A 19246-nucleotide genomic window follows, 5' to 3' on the forward strand; every position below is an offset into this window, starting at 1 on the left:
CGGCCGGGGTCTTGCGCGCTGTTTGGGCCGCTCACTTGTCCAGCGTGATCGGCGAGAAGTCCTGGAACCAGTTCTGCGCCTGGACGAAGCCCTTCACCTTGGTGGTCATGGCGCGCGGGTTCACGTCATGCGTCACCATCAGGAAGAGGGCGTCGTCGACGTATTTCTCGTGGATCTTCTGCAGGATCGTGGTCTGCTCCTTCGCATCAAAGGTGTTGCGCACCTGGTCGAAGAGCTTGTCCATCTCCGGGTCGCAGTAATAGCCCCAGTTCGTGCCAGCCGGCGGGGAGAGATTGCACTGCAGATGGCGGATGAAGCCGGTGAACGGGTCCTGGATGAAGTAAGTGTAGTTCATGGCGGTGCCGCCGCGCGCGCTCGCATCCTTCGCGCCGGCGCGCCAGATGTTGATGAGCTGGTTCCACTCGACCACCTCGAAATCGACCTTGATGCCGACATCGGCGAGGTTCTGCTGCACGAACTCGTTCATCGGCAGCGGCTGCATCTGGCCCGAGCCGGAGGGCGAGATCAGGATCTTGGTGACGAGCGGCTTCTCCGGCGTGTAGCCGGCTTCCTTCAGGATCTTCTTGGCCTCTTCAGGCTTGTATTCGAGCTTGAAGCTCGGCTTGCCGAACCACTGGTGGCCGGGCGGGAAAAAGCCCTCGGCCGGGATCATCATGCCCGAGAGCAGCTCCTTCATCCCCTCGCGGTCGATGGCGAGGTTGGCGGCCTTGCGGATGCGGACGTCGTTCCAGGGCGAGCCCTCGGCGCGCGAGAGATGCCAGGTCCAGTTATGCGGATAGGCGTTGGTGACGATCTTGAAGCCAGCAGAGGTCAGCGACTTTACGGCATCCGGCGACGGTGCCTCGATCCAGTCGACCTGCCCCGAGCGCAGCGCCGCGACGCGGGCATTCGCCTCCGGCAGAGGGATCAGCACCATCTTGTCGAGCTTCGGCACGCGTGCCTTGTCCCAGTAGCCCGTATTCGGCACGAGCTCCGCCCGCTCGCGCGGTACGAAGCCGGCGAGCTTCCACGGGCCGGTGCCGGAAGGCGACTTGGCGACGTTCTCCCAGCTCTTGCCCTGCTTCTCCCAGTTGGCAGGCGAGGACATCAGGATCCAGGCCAGCTGATAGGGCAGCGTGGCATCAGGGGACTTGGTGACGATCTCGAGCGTCAGCGGGTCGGCCGCGCGATAGCTGGCGACGGCCGGGATGCGGGAGCGGCCCTGGGCCGACTGGCGTGGGTCGAACTGCGGCGCGTCGTTCTTCAGCAGCTTGTCGAGGTTCCAGACCACGGATTCGGCCGTGAAGTCCGAGCCGTCATGGAATTTCACGCCGGGGCGCAGCTTGAAGACCCATTTCGTCTTGGCTGCGTCCGCCGGGTCGAGGGCCCAGCTCAGCGCGAGGCCGGGCATCAGGTCGGAGGGCTTGGTGGCGCTCGACAGGTCCCAGTTGATCAGCGCGTCATAGACCGTATAGCCCATGAAGCGCTGGCCCTCGCCGCCATTGTCGGTCTGGCCGGTCGTGAGCGGGATGTCCGAGGCGGTCATGCCGATGCGCAGCGTGCCTTGAGCGAGCGCGGCGCCGGCGAAGGATTGCAGCACAGCAAGCGTGAACGCGGTCTTCAATAGAAACGGGCGCATGAGCTCCTCCACATGGCGTCAGGCCACGTCAGCAAGCTCCATGCCACTCGTTCTAAAGTAGCGGCGGTGTCGATGCGCGCGCGTCGGTACAGCGTCGTCTACGAAACGAGAGCCCTTGCCAGAATCTCGTAGTTGCGCAGGCGCAGGGCCGGGTCGTCCAGGAAGTCCTGGATCATGAATTCCGTGATGCCCGTCTCTTCCGTCATCCGCGCGAGCGTCGCCTTCACCCGCTCCAGCGTGCCGACGATGAACATCGGCCAGGGCGTATCGTCTGAGCGGACCATGCCGCCCATGATCTCGATGGATTCGTCGAGCGAGGGCAGTTGCGGAACCATGATCCGCTCCGGCTTGCGCCGCTGCCGGAACACGGCCCTGACCGGCATGGCGAGCCGCTCCGCCTCGTCCTGCGTCTCGCCGAGGATGATGCGCACGGCCAGGAAGGATTGCGGCGCCTGCAGTCCCGCGGCGTAGCGCGAGGGCTGGAAGCTCGCCTTGTAGCCCGCGGCCGAATGCGGCGCCTGCTCCGGCTTGTGGAAGGCGCTGCAGGCGAGGCCGAGCCCCAGCGAGCCGGCTCGCGCCGCGCTCTCCTCGCTGGCGGCCAGGATCCAGGGCAGCGGCCCCGCGGGCTCGTCGTTCATGATCTTGATGTCGCGGAAAGGCGAGCTTTCGGGCAGATCGTTGCCGAGCCAGCCGATCAGCTCCTCGACGCGCGCGCCATGGTCGTCCGGCTCCGCTGCGCCGCGCAAGACTTGCAGCGCCCGGTCGGCGACCGGCCCCGCCGTGGCGCGGCCGATCCCGACATCGATGCGGCCGGGAAAGAGCGCGTTCAGCGTCCGCATCGCCTCGGCGACCTTGTAGGGGCTGTAGTGGTTCAGCAGCACACCGCCGACGCCGATCCTGATCCGCGAGGTCGCATTGGCGAGCGCGGCGGCGAAGACCTCCGGCGCCGGATTGGCCTCGAAGGCGACGTCGTGGTGCTCGACGATCCAGTAGCGCGTGAAGCCGAGTGTCTCCACGGCCTGCGCCATGGCGATGGCCGTGCGCAGCGCGTGGCTGGAGGAGCCGCCTTTCGGCAGAACGAGCGGATCGAGGATCGAAAGGCGCATGGATTCAAATCCGGGAGCGATTGGCGCCGGCCGGGGCCGGCGCCAGAGGGGCGTCACTTCAGGGCGAAGGCCGAGGGAGCGATCAGGCTGGCCTTGATGTCGATCGCCTTGGCCTTGGGCAGCATGCCGGCCTCGACCATGAAGGCCTGGTCCGCCGTCAGGTTGGCGGCGTCGTCTTCGGTCATCGTCGTGGTGAAGTCGTAGAGCTTCATCTGTGCGCGGGCGTCCTCGACCGAGAGCTTCTGCTCCTTGGCAGCGATCTCCAGCGCCTCCTCCGGGTTCTTGGCCATGAAATCGAGAGCCTTCTTATGGGCCTCGAAATAGGCGGCCAGCAGCTCCGGGTGTTGGTCGGCGAAGGCCGAGCGAGCGCCGATCACCGTCGTGGGCTTGATCAGCCCCTCGCCGCTGGTCAGCGCCTTGCCGCCCGCCTTCTCGACGACGACCACGTCCGCCCCGGCGAGCGTCGCGACGTCGACCTGGCCCGCAAGCAGCGCCGCGCGCGCCGCCGGCAGGTCCATGTTGATGTATTCGACGTCGTTGAGCGTCAGCTTCTGCGAGGCCAGGGCCGAGACCAGCAGCTGGTTCAGCACGGTGCCCTTCGGGCCCGCGATCTTCTTGCCCTTGAGGTCGGCGATCTTCGTCGGGCCGTCGGCGCGGGTCATCAGGAAATAGGCCTTGGGTGAGCGGGCATAGGCCGCGACCACCTTGAGATCGACGCCATTGGCGCGGGCGAGGATCGCCGAGGTGCCGCCGAGCACGCTGGCGATGTCGATCTCGCCGGCCGCGATCGCCTGCGTCTGCTGCGCGCCGGAGGTGATGACCGGGCTTTCGACCTTGATGCCGAACTTGGCGAAGGCGTCCTCGAGGAAGCCCTTCTGGCGCATCACGATGGAGGGCATGTTGAAGGGCGCGGTGACGTAGGTGATGCGCACCGTCTTGGGCTGTTGCGCGGCGGCCGGGCCGAGTGTGAGCGCCAGCGCGAGGCCGAGCGAGGCGATGAATTTCATGGCGATATCTCCTTAGGTGGCAATGGCTTCGGGCGTCGCCTCGGAAGGCGCCGCCGCGGCGGGCGGCGAGGCCGTCAGCTTGGCGAGGATGCGCCGGCGGTGGTCGTTGACCTCGGCCGTGGTCGGATCGCGCGGGAAGGCCAGGGCGATCGGCTCATGGCCGACGACCCGGCCGCGATCGAGCTCGAGCACATGCTCGCCGAGCAGCACGGCCTCCTCGACGTCATGGGTGACGAAGACGATGGTCGGGCGCTTGCGCTGCCAGATCGCGATCAGTTCGTTCTGCATCGCGCGTCGGGTGAACGCGTCGAGCGCGGCGAAGGGCTCGTCGAGCAGCAGCAGCTCCGGCTCCATGACGAGCGCCCGCGCGATGGCGACGCGCTGCGCCATCCCGCCCGAAAGCTGGTTCGGCATCGCCTCGGTGAAAGCGGAGAGCCCGACCGCCTCCAGCGCAGCGCGGCTGCGCTCCGCAACCACCTCCGGCGGCAGCCTGCGCCGCAGGCCGAAGGAGACGTTGCCGGTCACGTTCAGCCAGGGCATCAGCCGCGCTTCCTGGAAAACGACGCCGGTGCGTAGGGGTGTGCCGTCGCCGCGTCGCAATTCGCCACTGGTTGGCTGTTCGAGGCCGGCCAGCAGCCGCAGCAGCGTGGTCTTGCCGCAGCCGCTCCGCCCGACCACGGTCGTGATCGAGCCGCGCGGAAAGGACAGGCTGACATCGGCGAGCGCGACGACCTCGCGGTCCCCGAGCCGATAGCTCTTGCCGAGATGATGGGCCTCAAGCACGGGCCATCTCGAGATCGCCGGCGAGCCAGGGCGCCTTGCGCTGGATCAGGCCGCGCAGCAGGTGGTCGCTGATCAGCCCGAGCACGCCGATGACGAGGATGCCGGCGAGCACAATGTCGGTGCGGGCAAGGTTCTCGGCGTCGACGATCATGTAGCCGAGCCCGGCCGAGGAGGCGATCAGCTCCGCCCCGACCAGCGCCCGCCAGCTATAGCCGAGCCCGATGCGAAGCCCGACGACGATGGCCGGCAGCGCCGAGGGCAGCACGATCCTGAGCATGATCTCGCTGCGGCTGAAGCCGCAGACGGTGCCGACATCGATCAGCTTGCGATCCACCGCAGCGATGCCGCCGCGCACGCCGAGGAAGATCGGGAAGAAGCAGGAGAGGACGATGATGCCGATCTTCTGCGCCTCGCCGATGCCGAGCCAGAGGATGAGCAACGGCATCATCGCCAACGGCGGAATCTGGCGCAGGAACTCCAGCAGCGGCTCGATCAGGCGCCGCAGTGCGGGCGTAAGGCTGAACAGGGCCGCACAGGGCACCGCGATGGCGATCGCCAGCAGATAGCCGGAGACGACACGGCGGAGGCTTACCAGCGTGTGCTTCGCCAGCACGCCGGAGCCGGCAAGCTCGATCAGCGTCTCGAAAACCGTGCGCGGGGATGGCAGCAGGAAGGTGCTGACGAGCCCCGAGTTGCTCGCCAGATGCCACAGCACGAGCGCCGCAAGGAAGACCGCCAATGTCGAGAGCCGGGGCATGAAGAAAGAGGTGGCAGTGACAGATGTGCACGCGCTGTAATCCTCTGCGTGGGAATAGCAAGTCACTGATTATTCAATGGAATTATTCTAATGAGCGTTTGATTGCTCGCGACCGGGGCGCTGACGTCGTCCGCAATTCGGCCGTCCGCTGAGGAGAACTCTTCTTCGCTACGCCGGGAGCAAAGAAAAACCGGCTACGATCCTGCTTGACACGCACTTCCCCCCCAACCGAACATGTCGACCTGCTTGGGTAGAAGGGTCGGATATGCGCCTTTTCGCCGCGTCGCTTGCAACCGAAAGCAACACCTTCTCGCCGGTCCCGACATCGCGCGCCAATTTCGAGGCCTCGGCCTATTTTCCCGCCGGGGAGCACCCGGACCGAGCGACCCACACCACCGCTCCGCTCTATGTCGCCCGCCAGCGGGCGAAGGCTGGCGAGTTCGAACTTATCGAGGGCTCCTGCTTCTGGGCCGAGCCCTCGGGCACCTGCGCCAAGGCGGCCTATGAGGGCATGCGCGACGAGATCCTGGCGCAGCTCCGGGCGGCCCTGCCCGTGGATGGCGTGCTGCTCGGGCTGCACGGCGCCATGGTCGCGCATGGCTATGACGATTGCGAAGGCGACATCCTCGAGCATGTCCGCGCCATTGTTGGCCCCACGGTGCCGATCGGTGTCGAGCTCGACCCGCATTGCCACCTGACGGAGAAGCGCGTCCGGCTCGCCGACGTGATCATCCTCTACAAGGAATATCCGCATATCGACTTCGTCGAGCGGGCGCAGGAACTGGTCGACATCATCGTCCGGACGGTGAAGGGCGAGATCAGGCCGGTGATGTCGCTCTACGACTGCCGCATGATCGAGCTGGTGCCGACCACGCGCGAGCCCGGCCGCTCCTTCGTCGACCGGATGAGCGCGCTCGAGGGCAGGGACGGCGTGCTCTCCGTCTCGCTGGCGCATGGCTTCCAGCAGGGCGACGTGCCCGAGATCGGCACCCGCGTCCTCGTCGTCACCGCTAACGACAAGGCCAAGGGCGATGCGCTGGCGACGAAGCTCGGCGAGGAGTTCCGCTCGCTGAAGGGCCAGTTCGCGCCGCCGGTCGTGCCGCTCGACGAGGCGCTCGACCGCGCCATCGGCTCGACCGCCAACGGGCCGAGCGTGATCGCGGACTCGACCGACAATGCCGGCGGCGGGGCCGCTTCCGACAACACCAACATCATCCATCGCCTCCGCGAACGCGGAATCCGCGACGTGGCGATCGGCCCGGTCTGGGATCCGGTGGCCGTCGCCTTCTGCATCACGGCCGGCGTCGGCGCGACGATCCCGCTGCGCTTCGGCGGCAAGGCGGCCTCGACCTCTGGCACGCCGGTCGACGGCGAGGTGACCGTGCTCGGCGCCGTCCGCAACGGCACGCAGAGCTTCGGCACGGCCAAGGTGCCGATCGGCGATGCGGTCGGCATCCGCATCGACGGCATCGATGTTTCGTTGCTCTCGCATCGCTCGCAGGCGCTGGGCCTCGAGATCTTCACCAGCGTCGGCATCGACCCGACGCAGAAGCGCATCGTCAGCGTCAAGTCGACCAATCATTTCCACGCTGCCTACGGGCCGATCGCCAGCGAGGTGATCTACACCGACGGTGGCGGACCCTCGCATCTCGATGTGCGCAAATATCCGTATCGCAAGATCAACCGGCCGCTCTGGCCGCATGATCCGCTCCCGCCGGGCCGGCTCGTCGTCTGAAGCCGCAAGCACCGCAGCGGGAAGGAGAGAGGTGAATCCATGACTTCGTGAGAGCCAGACGAGGCGAATGCCCGCGGCTCTTTGGCCATCTGAGGAGGAGAACGACATGAAGACGACACGCCGCCGTTTCGTTCAGGGCAGTCTGGCCGCGGGCGCTTTCGCCGCCGCGCCGGCTACGATCCGCGCACAGACCACCCCCTCGGTGGACCGCACCATCCGCGCCGTTCTGCACGGCGACCTTCGCGTCTTCGATCCGATCTGGACGACGGCGAACATGACCTCCTACCACGCGGGGATGGTCTACGACACGCTGTTCGGCGTGAACGACAAATACGAGCCGCAGCCTCAGATGGTCTCGAAATGGGGCCTCTCGGACGACCGCAAGACCTACACCTTCGAGTTGCGCGACGGCTTGCGCTTCACCGACGGAACGCCGGTGACGGCGAAGGACTGTGTCGCCTCGATGCGGCGCTGGGCCGCGCGCGACGGCGGCGGCCAGCACATGCTGGCGCGTCTCGCCGACACTTCGATCAAGGACGACAAGACTTTCCAGGTCGTGATGAAGGAGCCCTATCCGCTGCTGGTGGAATGGCTCGCCAAGGCCGCCACCAACGTCTGCTACATCATGCGCGAGAAGGAAGCGCAGACCGACCCGATGCAGCAGATCCAGACGATCATCGGCTCGGGCCCCTTCGTCTTCAATCAGGACGCCGTCGTCCAGGGCCAGCGCTACGTCTACGACCGCAACCCGAACTACGTGCCGCGCTCGGAGCCGGCCGTCTTCACCTCCGGCGGCAAGGTCGTGAACGTCGACCGCGTCGTCTTCGAGAACATCGCCGACGAGGCCACGGCCATCGCCGCCATCCGCGCCGGCGAGATCGACATGATCGAGTATCCGAACGTCGATCTGCTCGACTCGCTCGCTGGCGAGAAGGACATCAAGCTCGAGGTCCTGAACAAGCAGGGCCAGCTCGGCTGGTGCCGCGTCAACTGGCTCCATCCGCCGTTCAACAACGTCAAGGCCCGTCAGGCCATGCTCCACCTCATCCACCCGACCGAGGTGATGAAGGCGACCTTCGGCGACGAGAAGTATTTCCGCGGCTGCTCCTCGCTCTTCGGCATGGGTACGCCGATGGAGAACGACGCCAATATCGGCTGGTTCAAGGAAGGTCAGAATATCGAGAAGGCCAAGCAGCTCCTGAAGGAATCCGGCTATGACGGCCGGCCCGTTGTGGTGCTGCAGGCGACGAACATCGCCTACATGAACAACGCCGCGAACCTGATCGCGCAATGGATGCGGCAGGCCGGCTTCAACGTCTCGTTGCAGGCGTCCGACTGGGGCGCTGTCATCACCCGTCGCGCCGTCAAGAACCCGCCGGACCAGGGCGGCTGGAACGTCTTCTTCACCTCGGGCTCGGTCAACGCCTTCGGCAACCCCGTGGCTCTCAGTGGCCATGCGGCCAATGGCGAGAAGGGCTGGTTCGGCTGGCCGACAGACGAGAAGCACGAGGCCTTCCGGGACAAGTGGGCGCAGGCCGCCACCGACGCCGAGCGCAAGCAGGTGGCGCGCGACATGCAGCAGAACGCCTGGGATTTCGTGCCGCACGCCTATTTCGGCCAGTGGTTCCAGCCCTCCGCGCAGCGCAAGCTTTCGGGACTGATCGGAATGCCTGAGCTGATCCCCTTCTGGAACGTCAAGAAGGGTTGAGGTTCCAAGGCGGCGCCCGTCCTCGCGGGCGCCGTTCGGCGGCGCGGGGCCGACTCCGCGTCTGGACCACCATCGCTGCCGCGCAGGCGTACCGCGGCAGGCCGGCTGAAGAAGGATGCCTCCGGATATGCTGAGCTACCTCGCCCAACGTCTGGCTTCGACGCTCCTGGTGATGACGCTGGTCGGCATCTTCGTCTTCATGCTGCTGCATTTTTCGGCCGGTGATCCGGCCGCCATCATTGCCGGCGACTACGCCACCCCTCAGCAGATCGAGGCGATCCGCAGCCGGCTCGGCCTCGACGATCCGCTGCTCGTGCAGTTCGGGCGTTGGGCGTGGCGTGTCGTGCAGGGCGATCTCGGCGTCTCGATCTTCTCGAACACGCCGGTCTCCACGCTCGTCCTGCAGCGTCTGGAACCGACGCTGTCGCTCGCAGTGCTGACGATGGTCTTCGCGGTCACCATCGCCGTGACATTCGGCGTGCTCGCCGCGTGGAAGACGGGCCGTCCGGTCGACCGGCTGCTGATGGGTTTCTCGGTGCTCGGCTTCTCGATGCCGACCTTCGTCGTCGGTTACGGGCTGATCTACATCTTCGCCATCGAGCTGCGCTGGCTGCCGGTGCAGGGCTACCGATCGATCGTGGAGGGCATCGGCCCCTGGTTCATGCATCTCGTGCTGCCGACGGTGACGCTCGGCCTCGCCTATGTCGCTCTGATCGCGCGTATGACCCGCGCTTCGATGCAGGAGGTGCTGGAGGAGGATTACATCCGCACCGCCAACGCCAAGGGCGTCCCGGCCCGCGCCATGCTGATGAAACATGCGCTGAAGAATGCCGGCGTGCCGATCATCACCGTGATCGGCATCGGCGTGGCGCTGCTGATCGGCGGCGTGGTCATCACGGAGACGGTGTTCAACATCCCCGGCATCGGCCGCCTCGTCGTCGACGCCATCGCCAAGCGCGACTATCCGATCATCCAGGGCGTCATCCTGCTCTTCTCCGGCGTCTATGTGCTGATCAACCTGGCCGTCGACCTGTCCTATTCGCTCATCGACCCCCGTATCCGGCATTGAGGGGCGAGCGATGACAGCGATCACCACAGCCCCGGCCGCCGCGCCCGTTTCCACCGGAAGCCAGCTCGCCCGCATCGGTCGCTTCGCGCGCCGCAACCCGACCATGCTGCTCGGTGCCCTGATCCTGATCTTTTTCGTCGGTGTCGCCATCGTCGCGCCGCTGATCGCCGGCGACCCGATGCTGAAGCTCCCGAACCGGCGCCTGCGCCCGCCTTCCCCCGAGCTCTGGTTCGGCACCGACCATCTCGGTCAGGATGTCTTCGCCCGCGTCGTCTACGGCGCGCGCGTCTCGCTCATCGTCGGCTTCAGCGTGGCGGCAATCTCGGTGCTGGTCGGGCTCACGATCGGCCTCTTCGCCGGCTATTACCGCTGGTTCGACAACGTCGTGATGCGGCTCATGGACGGGCTGATGGCGATCCCCGCCATCCTGCTCGCCATCGCGATGGTCGCGCTGAACCAGGGCAGCATCGCCATCGTCGTGGCGGCGATCTCGATTCCGGAGTTGCCGCGCGTCGTCCGGCTCGTCCGGTCGATCGTGCTGAGCGTCAAGGAGCTGCCCTTCGTCGAGGCCGCGCGCGCCTGTGGCGCGCGCACGCCGCGCATCCTGTTCCGCCACATCATGCCGAGCACCATCGCCCCGCTGATCGTGCAGGCGACCTATATCTGCGCATCGGCGATCCTGGTCGAGGCCTCGCTTTCCTTCCTCGGTGCCGGCGTCCCGCCCGAGGTGCCGAGCTGGGGCAACATGATCGCCTCCAGCCGGCTCTACCTCGCCCGCGCCCCCTGGACGATCTTCTGCCCCGCCGTCGCGCTGGCGCTCGTCGTGCTGGCGGTGAACCTGCTCGGCGACGGCTTGAGGGACCGGCTCGACCCACGCCTCTCCCGGCGGCTCTGAGGCCGCCGACATGGCATGATATTTGCCTATTTTTTCGGCAAGACCGATCGGGCGCAGTCTTGCCATTGGCGCCGCGGGACTGAATGCTGCGCTCGTTGTTCGGAGGAGAAACTGTTCTGGCGATGCTGATGGCTGCGGGCATACCGGCGTTTCAAGGGGCCGGGCCGGTGCGCATGCAGCGCGCCGTCGGGCGCGCTGGCGTGAGCTTTCGCAGCGACGCGGGCACGACGCGGCTGGAGCGCCTCTTCCAGGAGGGCTGCGCCAAGATTCGCCTGCCGCGCGCCATTGACGGCGCTGTCCCACAGGGAATCCTCATCAACACGGCCGGCGGGCTGACGGGCGGGGACCGCTTCGCCGCCGAGGTCGATCTTGGCCCGGGCACATCGGCCTGCATCACCACCCAGGCCTGCGAGCGCATCTATCGCTCGACCGGCGACGACGCAGTGGTCGCAAACCGCCTGCGGCTCGCTGACGGAGCCCGGCTCGCCTGGCTACCGCAGGAGACAATCCTCTTCGAAGGCGGCCGGCTCACGCGTCGGCTCGATGCCGATCTGGAAGGTGATGCCGAGCTCGTCGCGGTCGAGGCCGTGCTCTTCGGCCGGATGGCGATGGGCGAGATTCTGCGCAGCGGCAGCCTGCGGGACCGCTGGCGCGTGCGCCGCGACGGAAAGCTGATCTTCGCCGACGATCTCCGCTTCGAGGGCGATATCGCCGCGCAGGTGGCCCCGCAGGCCGTGATGGGTGGCAGGCGCGCCATGGCGACGGTGCTCTTCGCCGGCCCGGCGCCGGAGCGCTTCCTGGAAGCGGCCCGGCAGATCATCGGCCCCGCCGGCGGGGCCAGCGCCTGGAACGGCAAGTTCCTCGCGCGCCTCGTCGAGGAGACCGGGCTCGCCTTGCGCCGGCGGCTGGAGCCGCTGCTCACCCTGCTCATGGGCGGCCGGCCGCTGCCCAAGGTCTGGCAACTCTAGGAATAGCGATGAACCTGACACCTCGCGAGAAGGACAAGCTCCTGATCTCCATGGCGGCCATGGTGGCGCGCAAGCGGCTGGAGCGCGGCGTCAAGCTGAACCACCCGGAGGCGATCGCGCTGATCACCGACTTCGTCGTCGAGGGCGCGCGCGACGGCCGCAGCGTTGCCGATCTGATGGAGGCCGGCGCCCATGTCGTCACCCGCGCGCAGGTCATGGAGGGCATCGCCGAGATGATCCATGACGTGCAGGTCGAGGCGACCTTCCCCGACGGCACCAAGCTCGTCACCGTTCACGAACCGATCCGCTGAACCTGCCGATCCGCTGACAATCGCAAAGCAGAGGCTGCCATGAAGAGACTGACCCTCGCCCTGTTCCTGAGCGTCGCGGCCGCGAGCCCCGCCTTCGCCCATCTCAACCCGGCCGAGCACGGCTCCTTCGCCGCCGGCTTCTCGCATCCGCTCTTCGGCGCGGACCATATCCTGGCGATGGTCGGCGTCGGTCTCTGGGCCTTCCTCGTCGGCGGCCGCGCCGTCTGGGCGATTCCCACCGCCTTCGTCGCCACGATGATGCTCGGCTTCGCCGCATCGCTCGCCGGCATCGGCCTGCCCTTCGTCGAGCCGGTGATCGCGGCCTCCGTCGTCGTGCTCGGCCTGCTGGCGCTGGTCGCGCTGCAGGTGCCGACGCCGGTCGGCATGGCGGTCGTCGGTTTCTTCGCCCTGTTCCATGGCTATGCCCATGGCGGCGAGCTCGGCGAGGCGACGAGCGCGCCCTTCATGGTCGGCTTTGCGCTGGCCACAGTGCTGCTGCATGCGGTCGGTGTCGGCATCGGCTTTGCCGGCAATGCACTCTCGCATCGCGGGCGGATCGCGGCGCGCATCGCCGGCGGGCTGACCGCGCTGGGCGGGCTCTGGCTGGTCGCGGGAGCCTGATCCGATGATCCCCGGAGAGGTCTTTCCCGCCGCAGGCGATATCACCCTCAACGAAGGCGCGGTTCCGGTGACGGTGCTCGTCGCCAACACCGGGGACCGGCCGATCCAGGTCGGCTCGCACTACCATTTCTTCGAGACCAACGGGGCGCTCGATTTCGACCGAGCCGCTGCCCGCGGCATGCGGCTCGACATCGCCGCCGGCACCGCCGTGCGCTTCGAGCCCGGCCAGCAGCGTGAGGTGCGCCTCGTTCCGCTCGGCGGCGGGCGCGCCGTCTATGGCTTCCAGCAGAAGGTGATGGGGAAACTCTGATGCCGGCCAAGCTCTCCCACGCCGCCTATGCGCAGATGTACGGACCCACGGTCGGAGACCGGGTCCGCCTCGCCGATACCGACCTCATCATCGAGGTGGAGAAGGACTTTACCATCTATGGCGAGGAGGTGAAGTTCGGCGGCGGCAAAGTCATCCGCGACGGCATGGGCCAGAGCCAGATGAGCCGCGCCGAGGGCGCGGTCGACACCGTCATCACCAACGCGCTGATCGTCGATCACTGGGGCATCGTGAAAGCCGATGTCGGCCTGAAGGACGGCGTCATCGTCGCCATCGGCAAGGCTGGCAATCCGGACACGCAACCCGGCGTCACCATCGTCATCGGCCCCGGCACCGAGGCCATTGCAGGCGAGGGCAAGATCCTCACCGCCGGCGGCGTCGACGCGCATATCCACTTCATCTGCCCGCAGCAGATCGAGGAGGCGCTGATGTCCGGCATCACCACCATGCTCGGCGGCGGCACCGGCCCGGCCCATGGCACGCTGGCGACGACCTGCACGCCCGGCCCCTGGCATCTCGGCCGGATGATCCAATCCTTCGATCAGGTGCCGATCAATCTCGGCCTCTCTGGCAAGGGCAACGCCTCGAAGCCGGCTGCGTTGATCGAGATGATCGAGGGTGGTGCCTGCGCGCTCAAGCTCCATGAGGATTGGGGCACCACGCCGGCCGCGATCGACAACTGCCTCGCCGTGGCGGATGACTACGACGTCCAGGTGATGATCCACACCGACACGCTGAACGAGAGCGGCTTCGTCGAGGACACGGTTGCCGCCTTCAAGGGACGCACCATCCATGCCTTCCACACGGAGGGCGCGGGCGGCGGCCACGCGCCGGACATCATCAAGGTCTGCGGGCTGCAGAACGTCATCCCGTCCTCGACCAACCCGACCCGGCCCTACACGCAGAACACCATCGCCGAGCATCTCGACATGCTGATGGTCTGCCACCATCTCTCGCCCGCGATCCCCGAGGACATCGCCTTCGCCGAGAGCCGCATCCGCAAGGAGACCATCGCGGCCGAGGACATCCTGCACGATATCGGCGCCTTCTCGATCATCTCCTCCGACAGCCAGGCCATGGGCCGCGTCGGCGAGGTGCCGATCCGCACCTGGCAAACCGCGCACAAGATGAAGGTCCAGCGCGGGCGCCTGGCCAGCGAGACCGGCGAGAACGACAATCTGCGCGTGCGCCGCTACATCGCGAAATACACGATCAACCCCGCCATCGCGCAGGGTCTGTCGAAGCATGTCGGCTCCATTGAGGTCGGCAAGCGCGCCGATCTCGTGCTCTGGAACCCGGCCTTCTTCGGTGTGAAGCCCGAGATGGTGCTGGTCGGCGGCATGATTGCGGCAGCGCCGATGGGAGACCCCAACGCCTCGATCCCGACGCCGCAGCCGATGCATTACCGGCCGATGTTCGGCGCCTATGGCCGCGCCCCGGCGATGTCCTCGGTCACCTTCGTCAGCCAGGCCGCCATTGCCGGCGGGCTGAAGGAGCGCCTCGGCGTCGCCAAGGGCATGGTCGCGGTCGAGAACACGCGCGGCGGCATCTCCAAGGCCTCGATGATCCTCAACGATGCGACGCCGCATATGGAGGTCGATCCCGAGACCTATGAGGTGCGCGCCGATGGCGAGCTCCTGACCTGCGAACCCGCCACCGTGCTGCCGATGGCGCAGCGCTACTTCCTGTTCTGAGATGCTGCGCGCCCTTTCCCATAGCCATGGCGGAGGCGAGCCGGCCGGCACGCTGCGCCTCGACCATTCGGGGCGGCATCTGCGCCGCAAGCTCGTCACCACCGACCAGGGCGAGAAGGTGATGGTCGACCTGCCGGAGCCCGTTCTCTTCGCCGATGGCGACCGGCTCGTGTTGGAGGACGGCCGGTCGATCGCCATCGTCGCAGCCGAGGAGCAGCTCTACGAGGTGCGGCCCGGCCCGGCATCGCCCCTGCGTCATCTCGCCTGGCATCTCGGCAACCGCCATCTGCCGGCGCAGATCGACGAGGACCGCATCCTGATCCAGCGCGATCACGTCATCCGCGCCATGCTGGAAGGGCTCGGCGCCTCGGTCCGCGAGGTCGTCGCGCGCTTCCAGCCCGTGCATGGCGCCTATCACGCCCATGGACACGATCAATCGCACGGCCACCACGGCCACGGGCAACATCACCACGATCATGACTGACGCCACGACGCTGGCCCGGCTGATGACCTGGCTCTCCCCGGCCTTCCCGGTCGGGGCCTTCGCCTACAGCCACGGGTTGGAGCGGGCGATCCATGACGGGCTGATCGCGGACCGGCTCGCGCTCGTCGCCTGGCTGCATGCGCTGCTCGAACACGGCTCCGGCTGGAACGACGCCGTGCTGCTGGCCGAGACCTGGCGCCGCACCTCTGCCGGCGAGGACATTGCGGAGGTGGCGGAGCTCGGCGAGGCGATGGCCGGCTCGCGCGAGCGCCATATGGAGACGACGCTGCAGGGCGGCGCGTTCGTCGATGCGATGACGTCCTGGGGTACTGTAGAACTCGCGGACGGGGAGGGCGCTATGCCCTATCCGGTTGCCGTCGGCACGGCTTCCGCGCGCCATGCGGTCCGGCTGGAGGAGGCGCTCGTGGCCTATCTCCACGCCTTCGCCTCGAATCTGGTCCAGGCTAGTGTCCGGCTGGTCCCGCTCGGCCAGCGCGACGGCGTCGCGGCGCTGGCTGCGCTGGAGCCCGTGGTGCTGCGCACCGCGCGCCGGGCATCGGCCTCGACGCTCGACGATCTCGGTTCCTGCACGCTGATCGCGGACATCATGTCGATGAACCACGAAACGCAATATTCCAGGGTGTTCCGCTCGTGAAATCCTCAAACGGCCCTCTTCGCGTCGGCATCGGCGGTCCGGTGGGCGTCGGCAAGACGACACTGACCGAGAAGCTCTGCAAGGCGATGCGGGATCGCTACTCGGTCGCCGTCGTCACCAACGACATCTTCACCAAGGAGGACGAGCTGATCCTCAACCGGCTGCAGGCCCTGCCGGAGGAGCGCATCCTCGGCGTCGAGACCGGCGGCTGTCCGCATACCGCGATCCGCGAAGACGCCTCGATCAACCTGGCCGCCATCGCCGAGATGCGCCGGCGCTTTCCGGACCTCGACGTGGTCTTCATCGAGTCAGGTGGCGACAACCTCGCCGCGACCTTCTCGCCGGATCTCGCCGACATCACCCTCTACGTCATCGACGTCGCGGGCGGCGAGAAGATCCCGCGCAAGGGCGGGCCGGGCATCACCCGTTCCGACCTCCTGATCATCAACAAGATCGACCTTGCCCCCTATGTCGGCGCCAATCTCGACGTGATGCGCTCGGACACCGAGAAGCAGCGAGCCGGCCGGCCCTTCGTCTTCTCCGATCTCAACCGGCGTATCGGCGTCGACGATATCGTCGGCTTCATCGAGGAGAATGGCGGGCTGACGGCGCATTGACCGGGCTTTGATCGGCCTGAAACGTCATTGCGAGCGAAGCGAAGCAATCCAGGGGCGGCAGAGTTCTGCATCCCCCTGGATTGCTTCGTCGCTTCGCTCCTCGCAATGACGGCAGAGTTTCGAGAAGCCTAAATGCACGCTGGACGCCGGCATCAACTGCGAGATCAAAAGAAAAAAGCCGGCCCTTGAGGCCGGCTCTTTCACTTGGTCTGGTCTATCGCTCAGCGGCCCAGGATGCCGCCCATGATGGCGCCGCCGATGATCCCGCCGATGACGCCCGCGCCGGCTGCGCCGCCCGTATCCGCGCCCCTGCTCTCGCGAGTGCGGACCTGCCCCTGGTAGCCGCCGGCGGCGGTGCCACGGGCGGCTGTTCCCTCTGGGTTGCCGCCGCGCTGGCGGGCGAGATCGCGCTGGTACATCTGCTCGCCCTCGTCGACGACCTTTCGGGTCTTCGGAGCCTGCTCGCGGGCGGCCGCCTTCTTGCTCGCGTCATCGGCGAGCGAGCGCTGATAGGCCGTCTCGCTCTGGGCGCGCAGCGCCGTCGCCTGCATGGCGGTGAAGAAGCCGGTCTCCGGGATGCCGCGCGACTTCTGCCACTCCTGGATCGCCTTGCGGTGGCTCGGGCCGAAAGTGGCCGAGGCCTTGCCAGGCTGGAGACCCGAGATGCGCAGGCGGTTCTGCAGCTCGCGGCGATCGTTGGCGGAGAGCTTCATCTCCGTCTCGGTCTGCGCGGTGCCGATTTCCTTCTTCAAGGCTTCGTCGGTGACGCCGGCCGGAGTCTCGGTCGCGGTGGCCGCCGGCTTCGCAGCATCGAGGCTCGCGAGGCGATTGCGCGCAAAGCTGGCGAACTGGCCGGTCGGGAAGGAGTCGAGATAGGCGCGATAGTCAGCCGCCGAATTACCGCGCTCGGCCACTTCCCAGGTCTTCACGTCGAGCTGGGCGCGGTCGAGGCTGGCCGGAGCCGGCATGGCCGGGACCGGAACCGCGGCGTCGATCGCCTTGGTGGCAGCCACGCCCGGATCGACGGAAGCGAGCTTCAGCGTCGGGTTGAGCCTGAACTCGCCGATGATCGAGGAGTTCGTCCAGGGCTTCTGCTTCTTGCCCGTCGATTCCCAGACATCGGCGCGCACGCGGTCCATCACCGTGGTGATCGAGACCTCGGGAGTTTCGATGTGCTTCAGCAGCGCCGAGGTGAACGGGCTGTTGCCGTCGCGCTCGCCGTCGAGCGCGGTGGCGCGCGGATCGGTGGCGAAAGCGATCAGGATGCCGGAGGCCGACTGTGTCTCGATGGCCGTCAGGCCGCGGGTCACGGCGCGGGACTTGGCTGCAAGCTGGCTGGCGAAGGGGTTGTCGCGGCAGGCGTCGAGAATGAGGATGTTGACGCGCTCGTCACGCTGCATCTGGCGCAGCACGAGCTGGACGTTGACCGCCTTGAAGTCGAGATCGGCTTCCGAGCGCAGCGAGGCGTCGACCGGGATGAGGTAGTTCTCGTCGCCGACGGCGATGCCGTGGCCGGCATAGTAGACGAGCCCCGCCTTGGCGCCGTCGAGCTTCTGTGCGAACTCGCGCACAGTCGTCGTCATCGCGTCCATCTTCAGGTCGTAGCCTTCGACGACCTCGAAGCCGAGCCGCTTCAGAGCGGCGGAGACACCCTTGGCGTCCCGCTGCGGATTGGCCAGCGGCGGCACCGACGTATAGGCGCTGTTGCCGATGACCAGCGCGACACGGCGCTCCGGCACGGCGGCCGAGGCGGGCACAGTCAGAGCCATGGCACAGAGCGCCAGCGCGATGGCTGCGGCCAGCCGGGCATGGAACACCGAAACCAGAGACGCGCAATTCACGACAACCTCCCCCGATTCAGGAACGCGGCCAATCTGGGCCGCAGAAATACCCGCGCGGCACACCGCACGAGCGAGAAAACGATGACAATAAACACTAAGGTCGATGCACATATCTACCGCAACGCTTCCCGACGGTAAACCGGATTGCCCTTTGGTCGCCCAAGGGTCAATTCAGGTTCAATCGGAAGCGCGGGTTTTTGTGCCCCCAGTCCCTTTTTTGCAACCTCACGCGTGAGGCAGGACTGCAGCATCCTCTATTTGCATGAGGCGTTCTGTGATGTCGGTCACGGAGAGCAGGGCATTTTCGAGCGGAGCTGGTTCCGGTTCGCGTGAAGAAAATCCGACACAACAAATGGATGGAGCGTTTTCGCGTTTCGGAGAAACGTTGAAATGCGCCAGTCAGCGGATCAGTTTCGAGACCGGCCTGAACTGCGGATGCTCCGCCGTCCGCAGCCATTCGAACAGGACCATCTCCGTCGTGACGATCTCGGCGCCATGGTCCGCCATCCGTCTGAGCGCGATTTCGCGTGATTCGGGCGCGCGCGAACCGATCGCATCGGCTGCCACGACGACCCGGCGACCCCGGGCCCGCAGGCTCAGCACCGTCTGCCCGACGCAGACATGCGCCTCGCAGCCGCAGACGACGAGATCGACAGCGTCGGCGACAGCGTCCCTGAAGGCAGGCTCGCCGCAGGCGTCGAAGCTCATCTTGGTGATGACCGGGCCTGCATTTGTGAGTTCGGGGACGGTTGGGCCGAGGCCGCGCGGGTTCTGTTCGGTGATGAGGAGGGGGATCGAGAGCAGGCGTGCGGCCTCCGCCAGTCGCGACGCATTCAGCAGCACGCGCTCGCCGTCATGGATCGCCGGCATCAGCCGCGCCTGGAGATCGATGACGACCAGCATCGCGTTCTCCGCCGTCACGAGTGGCATTTCCGGCCTCCTCCCACGTTCCGCCCTCATCGCAGGGCCGACCCCACACCGTGACTCTGGCGCATGACACGGCCACTCACTAACGTCCGCCATTCCTC

At 66.9% G+C, this 19246-nt stretch carries 19 protein-coding genes; 12 read left to right on the top strand and 7 right to left on the bottom strand.

The annotated features are described in order from the left end of the window. Nucleotides 1-31: 31 nt before the first annotated feature. The 5 genes from BoBH3_RS18565 to BoBH3_RS18585 all read right to left on the bottom strand — a co-directional run bounded on the left by BoBH3_RS18565 (nucleotide 32) and on the right by BoBH3_RS18585 (nucleotide 5274). Nucleotides 32-1639 (bottom strand): ABC transporter substrate-binding protein, encoded by a 1608-nt coding sequence (locus BoBH3_RS18565; protein WP_262332320.1) that lies wholly within the window; start codon nucleotides 1637-1639, stop codon nucleotides 32-34. Between the two features lie 98 nt (nucleotides 1640-1737). Further along, nucleotides 1738-2745, bottom strand: a complete 1008-nt coding sequence (locus tag BoBH3_RS18570; protein WP_262332321.1) for an MsnO8 family LLM class oxidoreductase — start codon at nucleotides 2743-2745, stop codon at nucleotides 1738-1740. A 53-nt stretch (nucleotides 2746-2798) separates the two neighbouring features. Next, nucleotides 2799-3752, bottom strand: a complete 954-nt coding sequence (locus tag BoBH3_RS18575; protein WP_262332322.1) for an ABC transporter substrate-binding protein — start codon at nucleotides 3750-3752, stop codon at nucleotides 2799-2801. Between the two features lie 12 nt (nucleotides 3753-3764). Beyond that, the gene (locus tag BoBH3_RS18580; RefSeq protein WP_262332323.1) at nucleotides 3765-4535 is read right to left on the bottom strand and encodes an ABC transporter ATP-binding protein; all 771 of its coding nucleotides are present in this window, start codon (nucleotides 4533-4535) and stop codon (nucleotides 3765-3767) included. Beyond that, the gene (locus tag BoBH3_RS18585) at nucleotides 4528-5274 is read right to left on the bottom strand and encodes an ABC transporter permease (RefSeq protein WP_262332324.1); all 747 of its coding nucleotides are present in this window, start codon (nucleotides 5272-5274) and stop codon (nucleotides 4528-4530) included. The genes BoBH3_RS18580 and BoBH3_RS18585 overlap by 8 nt, the downstream gene beginning before the upstream one ends. A 283-nt stretch (nucleotides 5275-5557) precedes the next feature. Between BoBH3_RS18585 and BoBH3_RS18590 the strand changes: the two genes are divergently transcribed. From BoBH3_RS18590 to ureG, 12 genes are all read left to right on the top strand, one after another. Beyond that, nucleotides 5558-7027, top strand: a complete 1470-nt coding sequence (locus tag BoBH3_RS18590; protein WP_262332325.1) for a M81 family metallopeptidase — start codon at nucleotides 5558-5560, stop codon at nucleotides 7025-7027. Between the two features lie 106 nt (nucleotides 7028-7133). Then, complete coding sequence (locus BoBH3_RS18595; RefSeq protein WP_262332326.1) at nucleotides 7134-8735, top strand: ABC transporter substrate-binding protein; 1602 nt, start codon at nucleotides 7134-7136, stop codon at nucleotides 8733-8735. 127 nt (nucleotides 8736-8862) lie between these two features. Further along, nucleotides 8863-9804: an ABC transporter permease gene (locus tag BoBH3_RS18600; RefSeq protein ID WP_262332327.1), complete on the top strand. Its 942-nt coding sequence runs from the start codon at nucleotides 8863-8865 to the stop codon at nucleotides 9802-9804. Nucleotides 9805-9814: 10 nt separating this feature from the next. Next, a complete protein-coding gene (locus BoBH3_RS18605) occupies nucleotides 9815-10699 on the top strand; it encodes an ABC transporter permease (RefSeq protein WP_262332328.1) in 885 nt (294 codons plus the stop codon). 128 nt (nucleotides 10700-10827) lie between these two features. Then, nucleotides 10828-11667: an urease accessory protein UreD gene (locus BoBH3_RS18610; protein ID WP_262332329.1), complete on the top strand. Its 840-nt coding sequence runs from the start codon at nucleotides 10828-10830 to the stop codon at nucleotides 11665-11667. 8 nt (nucleotides 11668-11675) lie between these two features. Next, a complete protein-coding gene (locus tag BoBH3_RS18615; RefSeq protein ID WP_262332330.1) occupies nucleotides 11676-11978 on the top strand; it encodes an urease subunit gamma in 303 nt (100 codons plus the stop codon). Between the two features lie 39 nt (nucleotides 11979-12017). Further along, on the top strand, nucleotides 12018-12599 hold the full coding sequence (locus BoBH3_RS18620; RefSeq protein WP_262332331.1) for a HupE/UreJ family protein: 582 nt from the start codon (nucleotides 12018-12020) through the stop codon (nucleotides 12597-12599). 4 nt (nucleotides 12600-12603) lie between these two features. Further along, nucleotides 12604-12909 carry an urease subunit beta gene (locus tag BoBH3_RS18625; protein WP_262332332.1) on the top strand — a complete coding sequence of 102 codons (306 nt, stop codon included), beginning with the start codon at nucleotides 12604-12606 and terminating at the stop codon, nucleotides 12907-12909. Continuing rightward, nucleotides 12909-14621 carry an urease subunit alpha gene (gene ureC, locus BoBH3_RS18630; protein WP_262332333.1) on the top strand — a complete coding sequence of 571 codons (1713 nt, stop codon included), beginning with the start codon at nucleotides 12909-12911 and terminating at the stop codon, nucleotides 14619-14621. The genes BoBH3_RS18625 and ureC overlap by 1 nt, the downstream gene beginning before the upstream one ends. 1 nt (nucleotide 14622) lies before the next feature. Beyond that, a complete protein-coding gene (locus BoBH3_RS18635) occupies nucleotides 14623-15105 on the top strand; it encodes an urease accessory protein UreE (RefSeq protein WP_262332334.1) in 483 nt (160 codons plus the stop codon). Continuing rightward, nucleotides 15044-15760 (top strand): urease accessory protein UreF, encoded by a 717-nt coding sequence (locus BoBH3_RS18640; RefSeq protein WP_262332335.1) that lies wholly within the window; start codon nucleotides 15044-15046, stop codon nucleotides 15758-15760. The genes BoBH3_RS18635 and BoBH3_RS18640 overlap by 62 nt, the downstream gene beginning before the upstream one ends. Then, entirely contained in the window at nucleotides 15757-16377 is a 621-nt protein-coding gene (gene ureG / locus BoBH3_RS18645; protein WP_262332336.1) for an urease accessory protein UreG, read from the top strand. Before BoBH3_RS18640 ends, ureG begins: the two co-directional genes overlap by 4 nt. 221 nt (nucleotides 16378-16598) lie before the next feature. Here ureG and BoBH3_RS18650 read toward each other — a convergent pair whose 3' ends face one another. Further along, nucleotides 16599-18218: a caspase family protein gene (locus BoBH3_RS18650; protein ID WP_262332337.1), complete on the bottom strand. Its 1620-nt coding sequence runs from the start codon at nucleotides 18216-18218 to the stop codon at nucleotides 16599-16601. A 399-nt stretch (nucleotides 18219-18617) separates the two neighbouring features. Next, complete coding sequence (locus tag BoBH3_RS18655; RefSeq protein ID WP_262332338.1) at nucleotides 18618-19148, bottom strand: hydrolase; 531 nt, start codon at nucleotides 19146-19148, stop codon at nucleotides 18618-18620. Nucleotides 19149-19246: the final 98 nt, after the last annotated feature.

The organism is Allobosea sp. BH3, assembly GCF_025499465.1.
Lineage (GTDB): Bacteria > Pseudomonadota > Alphaproteobacteria > Rhizobiales > Beijerinckiaceae > Allobosea.